Below are 8,772 nucleotides of genomic sequence, written 5' to 3'. Positions count from 1 at the left end.
GTGGCTTACTTCTTTCATATTTAGCCTTACCCATTATTATTCCTCCTTAAATATTTGAATTATAAGTAAACTATACCGGGTGTTTCTTAATATCGAAACACTATATTGGAGCCCACGACCGGGATTGAACCGGTGACCTCTTGCTTACCATGCAAGTACTCTACCTACTGAGCTACATGGGCATTCAAAACTACTTTTTCATTGTACTATGTATAAAATTCCTTGTCAATAAATAAAGTAGTTAATTCTTACCCCTCTTTTTGTTCTAAAGATTTTTCTAATTTTCTCTTCACTCTCTGAAGAGCATTATCTATAGATTTTACATGTCTTTTCAAGTCAACAGCAATTTCTTGATAAGATTTCCCTTGTAAATAAGACATCAATACTTCCCATTCTAACTCACTTAGTATTTCCCCAATTTTTTCTTCTATTCTACTTAATTCTTCTTGACTTATAATAAGATCCTCAGGATCAGAAACCTTAGCTCCAGATAATACATCCATTAATGTTCTATCAGACTCTTCATCATAGATTGGCTTATTTAAAGATACATAAGAATTAAGAGGAATATGTTTTTGTCTAGTTGCCGTTTTTATTGCTGTTATAATCTGTCGAGTAATACAAAGTTCAGCAAAAGCTCTAAAAGACGCAAGCTTGTCCTCTCTGAAATCCCTAATTGCCTTATATAAGCCTATCATTCCCTCTTGAATTATATCTTCCTTATCAGCTCCTATCAAGAAATAACTTCTAGCTTTAGCTCTTACGAAATTTTTATATTTTTTTATAAGATATTCTAAAGCTTGGGTATCTCCATCTTTAGCTCTTTTTACTATTTCTCCATCATCCATTGAGAAAAAATCATCTTCGTATAATTCGGAAATTTTTTTCTGTACAGTTAAACCCACAAATATCGCCTCCAGATAATCCTTGCAAATATAAGACTTATAAGATTATTATATATTAATAATAACAATACATCAAGAAATTTACTGATTTCTCCTTATTTTTTCAAACTTTTCTAAAATTTCTTGATTTAGTCTACCTTTTAATAAATTATCTTCAGTTGTACTTGCTTCTTCATTCTTCTTTCTCTTTCTCCTTATAGCTTTTTTTATATTGTTAACTTCAATTTCTAACTCTCTAGATGATATTCTTGTCCCACCTCTACCTAGTACAACTTGTTGTTCTACCCAATCAGAAGTAGCTACTCTTACTATCTTATTTCTTCCCATGGCATCTAGTTTTTTCTCTATATATCCATCAGCGGTTTCTTTTTCCTTTGTATATACTACTGTTATATTATATACTTTTTCTTCCTTTTCATTGCTTCCCTTTACTAAATGAGCATCAAAGACAATAATGACTTCTATACCTGTAAAAGATTGATATTCTGCCATGATTTCTATAAGTTCATTTCTTGCTGAATCTAGACTTATTTTACTAATAGATCTTAGATTTTCCCAAGCATTAATGATATTGTATCCATCTACAAAAAGATACTCTCTTTTATTTGTACTCATTTTACTCTTTCAATCCCCGTTGTCTCAATATATCATACATAATTATAGATCCAGCAACAGAAGCATTAAGAGATGAAACTTTACCTTTCATTGGTATTTTAACTAATACATCACATTTCTCTTTAACTAACCTACTCATTCCACTACCTTCACTTCCTATAACTAATCCTATAGCTCCTGTTAATTTGGTATTATAATAATTTTCCTTCCCTGACATATCAGCACCGTATATCCATAAGCCTTCATCCTTTAATACATCTATTATATTAGCTATATTGGATACTTTTACTACTGGCATATATTCTATTGCTCCAGCAGAAGTTTTCGCCACCGTTGCAGTTAACCCTACAGATCTTCTCTTAGGAATTATTATTCCATGAGCTCCAACACATTCTGCTGTCCTCATGATTGAACCTAAATTATGAGGATCTTTAATTTCATCTAAAATAACAATAAACGGCTCTTCACCTTTATCTTTAGCTAATTTAAAGATATCTTCTAAACTTTTATAATTGTGAGAAGATACTAACGCTATAACCCCTTGATGAGATACAGTATTAGCCATAGATTGTATTTTATTTTTATGAATATACTGAACCATAATTCCTTTATCCTTAGCCATTTTTTTTATTTTATTTATTGACCCTGATTTATTTCCATCTTGTATAAAAATCTTCTCTATATCTCTTCCTGATTTTAGAGATTCTATTACAGGATTACGCCCTTCTATATATCCTGTATCACTCATAACAATATCCTCCTCATATATATTCTTTACTCTTTTGTGATTTTATTAAAAATTTCTTTTATTCTTTTTCGTCTATTTAAAAGATACAAATATCCTATTAACGCTTCAAAACCTGTAGCATATCTATAATCACTTATATTTGCATTTTTAGGTACAGTAGCTGACTTTGTATTTCTTCCTCTTTTAACTATTGCAATTTCTTCTTCTGTCAACTCATCCATCATTTCATGAATTATATTAGATTGACCTTCTGCTTTTACATATTTAATAGCTTTTTTATGCAAATTATTAACTGATAATTTCTCATGTTCTAAAAGATAGTTTCTTATTAAAACTTCATAAACAGCATCCCCGATATAAGCTAATTGAAGAGGTGAGAGCATTCTCACCTCTCTAACAGTCCATTTTTTATCCATTATATTTCCTTTTTCCATTTAGTACCTTCCTTAGTATCTTCTAATATGATACCTCTAGCCTTTAAACTATCTCTAATTTCATCAGCTAATGCATAATCTTTATTTGCTCTAGCATCTATCCTCTTTTGTATAAGATTTAAAATTTCTTCCTCTAAAATTTCTTCTCCTTTATATAATAATCCTAAAATATTACTTAATTCCATTAAGTTATTATAAGTTATTTCTACAACTTTCTTAGAAACATCTTTATTCAAATTGGTATTTGAGTACTTTATTAATTCAAATATCACAGAAAGAGCATCAGCTGTATTTAAATCATCTTCCATCTTCTCTATAAATTTATTTTTATATTCTTCAATATCTTTTATAATTTCATTATCTCTTTCATTTAATTCTTTTTCCTTAGAGTCTTCTAATATATATTTTAAATGATTTTTTCCATTATAGAGTCTCTCGAGTCCATTCTTAGATTGATTTAAAATCTCCCTACTAAAATTTATAGGACTCCTATAATGACTTGATAAGATAAAATATCTTACTACCTCTAAATCGTACTCTTCACTTACACCTCTTACTGTGAAGAAATTAGCCTTAGATTTAGACATTTTTATATCTTCTACATTTATCATAGCATTATGGAGCCAATAATTGGCAAAGCGTTTCCCTGTAAAACTTTCACTTTGTGCTATTTCATTTTCATGATGAGGAAATTCTAAATCATGCCCCCCAGCATGAATATCTATAGTATCTCCTAAATATCTTCTTGCCATTACTGAACACTCAATGTGCCATCCAGGTCTTCCTTCTCCCCAAGGACTTTTCCATGCAGGTTCTCCTTCTTTTTTATTTTTCCATAAAGTAAAATCAATTGGGTTTTTTTTCTCTGCATTTATTCCAATTCTTGCCCCAGATTCTAATTCTTCAATATTCTTATTAGATAGTTTACCGTAATCATCTAATCTACTAATATCAAAATATACATCTCCATTAATACTATAAGCATAGCCTTTATTTTCTAATGTTTTAATAAATTGAATTATTTCTTCAATATTTTCTGTTGCTCTAGGGTGTATAGTTTCTCCTTCTAATAAATTTAGATTTTTTGCATCTTCATAATACTCCTCTATAAACTTATCAGCTATTTTTTTTACTGTTGTATTTTCTTCTAAGGCTTTATTTATCATTTTATCATCTATATCAGTAAAATTAACTAAATACTTTACATTATATCCTTTCGATTTAAGATATCTTCTTAATACATCAAATATTATTAGAGGTCTAGCATTTCCTATATGAATATAATTATATACAGTAGGTCCACAAACATACATTGTCACTTCATCTTTTTTTAACGGTATAAATTCTTCCTTTTTTCTTGTTAAAGTATTATATAGTTTCATCATTCTCCTCCTCATTTCTCAATTTTTCTTCTAAATTCCTTATTCTATTTTGCATGCATTTCAATTGTTCTGCCACTGGATCTGGCAACTTCACCTGATCTAAATCTATATCATCAATAGATGTATTTTTTCTTCTAATCACTATTCTTCCAGGTACACCTACTATAGTAGAATAGCTCGGTACTTCATTAAGCACTACAGCTCCTGCTCCAATTTTCGCATGATCATTAACTTTAAATGGTCCTAATACTTTAGCACCACTACTTATCATTACATTATTCCCTATAGTAGGATGTCTTTTGCCTTCTTCTTTTCCCGTACCTCCTAATGTAACCCCTTGATATATAGTTACATCATCACCTATTTCTGTTGTTTCTCCAATTACGACTCCCATTCCATGATCTATAAAAATCCTTCTTCCAAGCTTTGCTCCAGGATGAATTTCTATTCCAGTAAAAAACCTAGAAATTTGAGAAATAATTCTAGCTACTAAAAACAATTTCCTTATATAAAACCAATGACCTATCCTATGAAATATTATAGCATGTAATCCTGGATAACATAATATTATTTCTAACATATTCTTTGCAGCAGGATCTCTCTCATATATAGTTTTTATATCTTCTTTGATTTTACTAAACATAATTCAATCCTTCTTTCTAATACTTTTTATTATTTTACAATTTTTATATAATATTTAAAATTAATATATTTACAGAAAAAAAGGATAAATCGCCTCTATAATTATAGAGGCGATTTATCCGCGGTTCCACTCTAATTGAACTTAAAGTTCCTCTTTATAGTTATAACGGTACCACCGACTTATCCTACTATTATTTCAAATAAGCAATTCAAAGGTGCATTTTCAATCTATACTTACCATAATCCCTTTCAGCCAAAGAGGATTATTCTCTTTTAGGTCTTCTAGATTTACTTTTCCTTATCAATATTTTTATTTAAAATACTATTTTCTACATATTCTATGCGCTTAAGTATATTTTGTTTCCCTAAAACCCAAATTATATTTACCATCTCTGGCCCATGTAGTTGTCCTGTTAACATTGCTCTTATAGGCATGAATAAATTCTTACCCTTAATTTTAGTCTTTTTTTGAATCTTCTTAATTACACTCTTGGCAAACTCCTCATCTATTTCATCAATTTCTTCTAATTCTTCTCTAAAAACATCCAGTAAAGTAGGAACTTGTTTTCCTTGTAAAATATTTATTACTTCTTCATCTCCTGAAGAAATTTCATGATTGAAATATATGTCAACCTTTTTAGTTATTTCAGCAATATATGACAAATTCTCCTTAACTGTAGACACCATAGTCTTTATCCAATCATATCTATTCTCAACATCTTTATCATCAATATAACCTGCATTCTTTAAATATGGGATAGTCAACTGTGTTAAATCGTCAAGACTAGTTTCTCTTATATATTGTCCATTTACCCAATCTAATTTATCTTTATCAAATACTCCACCGGTTTTTGATACCCTATCAAAGGAAAACTCTTTTATCAGTTCTTCCATATTGAATATTTCTTCATTACTTTCTGGACTCCAACCTACTAAAGCTAAATAGTTATTTAATGCTTCTGGAAGATATCCTTTATCTTTAAAATCAGTTACTGATACATCTCCTTGTCTCTTACTTAATTTCTTTTTATCCTTATTAAGTACTGTTGGAAGATGTACATAAGTAGGAGTATCCCATCCAAAAACTTCAAACATAAATACATGTTTAGGAGTAGATGGAAGCCATTCTTCTCCTCTAACAATATGGCTAATCTCCATTAAATGATCATCCACTACTACTGCAAAATGATATGTGGGAAATCCATCAGATTTCATAAGCACCTGATCATCCATATCATTAGTGTTTATAGTTACTTTTCCTCTTACTAAATCATTAAATTCTATATTTTTATTAGCAGGAAGTTTAAGTCTAACTACATATTCTTCTCCATTAGCTATTCTTTCTCTAGCCTCTTCTATATCTATACTTCTACAATACCCATCATACTTTGGAATTTTACCTTGAGCTTTTTGCTCTTCTCTAACCTTATCTATTCTTTCCCTTGAACAGAAACAATAATAGGCATATCCTTTTTCAATTAATTCATCTATATATTTTTTGTAAATATCTAATCTTTCTGATTGTATATAAGGACCAAAATCCCCTTTTTGTACTACTTCACCATCCTCAACAAATACACCTTCGTCATGTTTTATTCCAGCCCACTCCATAGATGCTATCAAATTTTCAATAGCACCATCTACAAATCTTGTTCTATCTGTATCCTCTATTCTTAATATATATTTTCCATCATTATGTCTTGCAAATAAAAAATTATATAAAGCTGTTCTTAAACTTCCAATATGTACAAATCCTGTAGGACTTGGAGCAAATCTTACCCTAACGTTACTCATTTATATACCCTCCAATTTCTGTTCTATCTAAAAAATTCATATATATTCACAATTATTTATTATAGTTAATTATTATATAATACTTCTATTTATGTATCAAGTATACATTTATATTAATCCTATTACCCTTCCTATAAAAAATAATTCTCATTTATTATAAATTTAATAATCCTATTATTTGTCATTTGATGATTTATATTATATATTAATCCATTTTCTAACTCTTATTTCATTAACTAATAGCTCATAAGATATTTGATTAACAGTTTTTGTTCAAATGATACCTTACATTTTCTTACCATAACAAAACTCCCCTTATAATAAACAGTTTACATTTTTCTAACTGTCTACTATAAGGGGAGCATATCATGATGAACTGGCTTTTTCATTTTATATATTTAAGTTTTGTTCTTCAAAAAGTTTCTTCACATTCTGATATACTTCTTCTTTTTGAATATTATTCTTTTCACCTTCTCCTCTAATAGAGAATTCAACTACACCTTTATTAGCATCTCTTCCCACAGTAATCCTTAAAGGTATTCCTATGAGTTCTGCATCGGTAAATTTAACACCTGGTCTTTCCTTTCTATCATCTAAAAGTACTTCAATTCCTTTACTTAATAATTCATCATATAGTTCTTCTCCTAGATTCAATTGATCTTCTTTATTAGGATTTATTACCGTAATTATCACATGATAAGGTGCCACAGCTAAAGGCCATATTATTCCCTTGTCATCATGACTTTGCTCTATTATTGCTGCCATTGTTCTATTAATTCCAATACCATAAGATCCCATCAGAAACTTCTGAGCTTTACCATTTTCATCTAAATAAGTAGCATTTAAACCATCACTATACTTAGTACCTAATTGGAATATATTCCCTACTTCTATTCCTCTGTCAATTTCTAATTCAGAACCACATTTAGGACATTTATCACCAGGTTTAATTAATAATAAATCTTCAACTTCTTCCCCACTAATATCATCTATGTTTACATTTTTTATATGATAATTTGTTTTATTAGCTCCAACAATAAAATTCCTCATTTTATTTACTCTAGAATCTATTAATATTCTTACATCTTTATGAATACCTATTGGACCAGCAAATCCAACTTCTGCATTAGTAACTCTTTTTATAGTTTCTTCATCTAACATTTCTAATTCATGTTCTGGAATATTTAAATAATTTGCAAATTTGGTCTCATTTAGTTCCCTATCCCCTGGAATAAGTATAGCTATAATATCTTCCTTAACTCTATATAATAAGGTTTTTACAAAATTAGAACCTTCTATATGGAAAAACTCCATAAGATCTTCTATAGTTTTTATATTAGGAGTATGAACTTCTTCCTTTTCCAATTTATCTATTAAAACATTTTTAACTTCATAAATGACTTTAGCCTTTTCATCAGTAGCAGCATAATCGCAATCTTTACAATAAACTACTTCACCTTCTCCTATATTACTCATTGCCATAAATTCATGTAAATCACCAGTTCCCATAGCACCAGAATCACCTTCAACTACCTTAAAATATAAACTACATCTTTCAAAAACATTCTCATAAGCTCTCCACATATTCATATAACTTTCCTTCATACCTTCAATATCTTTATCAAAGCTATAAGCATCCTTCATTATAAATTCTCTTGATCTCATAAGTCCAAATCTAGGTCTCTTTTCATCTCTGTATTTTGTTTGAATTTGATATATATTTAATGGTAATTGTTTATAGGATTTTAATTCATCTTTAATAAGATCAATAAATATCTCTTCGTGAGTTGGTCCTAAACAGAAACTTCTTTCATGTCTATCATTTAATCTAAACATTTCTGGACCAAAATCAGTCCATCTTCCAGTTTCCTCCCATAGTTCCTTTGGTTGAATAGCAGACATTAAAACTTCTTGTGACCCCGCTTTATCCATTTCCTCCCTAACAATATTTTCTATTTTTTTAATAACTCTAAAACCTAATGGTAAAAAAGAATATACTCCAGAAACCAATTTTCTTATCATTCCTGCTCTTAACAATAACTTATGACTAGGTATTTCTGCCTCTGAAGGTACTTCCCTCAAAGTAGGCATATACATTTTAGACATCTTCACAATTAAAACTCCTTTCATTTTATATTAAATTAAATTTCTGCAATAAAAAAACCGTCCCTAAAAGGGACGGAATATTCCCGCGGTACCACCCTAGTTGATCTTACGATCCACTTATATAAATAACGGCTAAACCGTAGACT

At 29.4% G+C, this 8,772-nt stretch carries 8 protein-coding genes, 1 tRNA gene and 1 other annotated feature; all 9 genes read right to left on the bottom strand.

Going from position 1 to position 8,772, the window contains the following annotated elements:
* Nucleotides 1–106 precede the first annotated feature (106 nt).
* The 9 genes from GOQ29_RS00125 to GOQ29_RS00085 all read right to left on the bottom strand — a co-directional run bounded on the left by GOQ29_RS00125 (nucleotide 107) and on the right by GOQ29_RS00085 (nucleotide 8,632).
* A tRNA-Thr gene (locus tag GOQ29_RS00125) sits at nucleotides 107–182 on the bottom strand.
* 66 nt (nucleotides 183–248) lie between these two features.
* On the bottom strand, nucleotides 249–905 hold the full coding sequence (gene sigH, locus GOQ29_RS00120; RefSeq protein ID WP_484477039.1) for an RNA polymerase sporulation sigma factor SigH: 657 nt from the start codon (nucleotides 903–905) through the stop codon (nucleotides 249–251).
* A gap of 81 nt (nucleotides 906–986) precedes the next feature.
* Nucleotides 987–1,520 (bottom strand): NYN domain-containing protein, encoded by a 534-nt coding sequence (locus GOQ29_RS00115; protein ID WP_203370329.1) that lies wholly within the window; start codon nucleotides 1,518–1,520, stop codon nucleotides 987–989.
* A 1-nt stretch (nucleotide 1,521) separates the two neighbouring features.
* Nucleotides 1,522–2,268, bottom strand: a complete 747-nt coding sequence (gene rlmB / locus GOQ29_RS00110) for a 23S rRNA (guanosine(2251)-2'-O)-methyltransferase RlmB (protein ID WP_203370328.1) — start codon at nucleotides 2,266–2,268, stop codon at nucleotides 1,522–1,524.
* Between the two features lie 26 nt (nucleotides 2,269–2,294).
* Complete coding sequence (locus GOQ29_RS00105; protein WP_203370327.1) at nucleotides 2,295–2,702, bottom strand: Mini-ribonuclease 3; 408 nt, start codon at nucleotides 2,700–2,702, stop codon at nucleotides 2,295–2,297.
* Complete coding sequence (gene cysS / locus GOQ29_RS00100) at nucleotides 2,684–4,084, bottom strand: cysteine--tRNA ligase (protein WP_203370326.1); 1,401 nt, start codon at nucleotides 4,082–4,084, stop codon at nucleotides 2,684–2,686. The genes GOQ29_RS00105 and cysS overlap by 19 nt, the downstream gene beginning before the upstream one ends.
* The gene (gene cysE / locus GOQ29_RS00095; RefSeq protein WP_203370325.1) at nucleotides 4,071–4,727 is read right to left on the bottom strand and encodes a serine O-acetyltransferase; all 657 of its coding nucleotides are present in this window, start codon (nucleotides 4,725–4,727) and stop codon (nucleotides 4,071–4,073) included. The genes cysS and cysE overlap by 14 nt, the downstream gene beginning before the upstream one ends.
* Before the next feature lie 102 nt (nucleotides 4,728–4,829).
* Nucleotides 4,830–5,040 (bottom strand) — a binding site (T-box leader).
* The gene (gene gltX / locus GOQ29_RS00090; protein WP_203370324.1) at nucleotides 5,015–6,520 is read right to left on the bottom strand and encodes a glutamate--tRNA ligase; all 1,506 of its coding nucleotides are present in this window, start codon (nucleotides 6,518–6,520) and stop codon (nucleotides 5,015–5,017) included. Its footprint overlaps the feature before it by 26 nt.
* Before the next feature lie 390 nt (nucleotides 6,521–6,910).
* The gene (locus tag GOQ29_RS00085) at nucleotides 6,911–8,632 is read right to left on the bottom strand and encodes a proline--tRNA ligase (RefSeq protein ID WP_203370323.1); all 1,722 of its coding nucleotides are present in this window, start codon (nucleotides 8,630–8,632) and stop codon (nucleotides 6,911–6,913) included.
* Nucleotides 8,633–8,772: the final 140 nt, after the last annotated feature.

This window comes from Anaeromonas gelatinilytica (genome assembly GCF_016820635.1).
Taxonomy (GTDB): Bacteria; Bacillota; Clostridia; order Tissierellales; family SIT17; genus Anaeromonas; species Anaeromonas gelatinilytica.
This window is presented reverse-complemented; position numbering and strand designations above follow the sequence as displayed.

What these genes read in the sequence shown, in the direction of transcription:
- GOQ29_RS00105 (WP_203370327.1), bottom strand. Translation starts at nt 2,702, where the DNA reads ATGGAAAAAGGAAATATAATGGATAAAAAATGGACTGTTAGAGAGGTG.
- gltX (WP_203370324.1), bottom strand. Translation starts at nt 6,520, where the DNA reads ATGAGTAACGTTAGGGTAAGATTTGCTCCAAGTCCTACAGGATTTGTA.
- rlmB (WP_203370328.1), bottom strand. Translation starts at nt 2,268, where the DNA reads ATGAGTGATACAGGATATATAGAAGGGCGTAATCCTGTAATAGAATCT.
- GOQ29_RS00115 (WP_203370329.1), bottom strand. Translation starts at nt 1,520, where the DNA reads ATGAGTACAAATAAAAGAGAGTATCTTTTTGTAGATGGATACAATATC.
- cysE (WP_203370325.1), bottom strand. Translation starts at nt 4,727, where the DNA reads ATGTTTAGTAAAATCAAAGAAGATATAAAAACTATATATGAGAGAGAT.
- cysS (WP_203370326.1), bottom strand. Translation starts at nt 4,084, where the DNA reads ATGAAACTATATAATACTTTAACAAGAAAAAAGGAAGAATTTATACCG.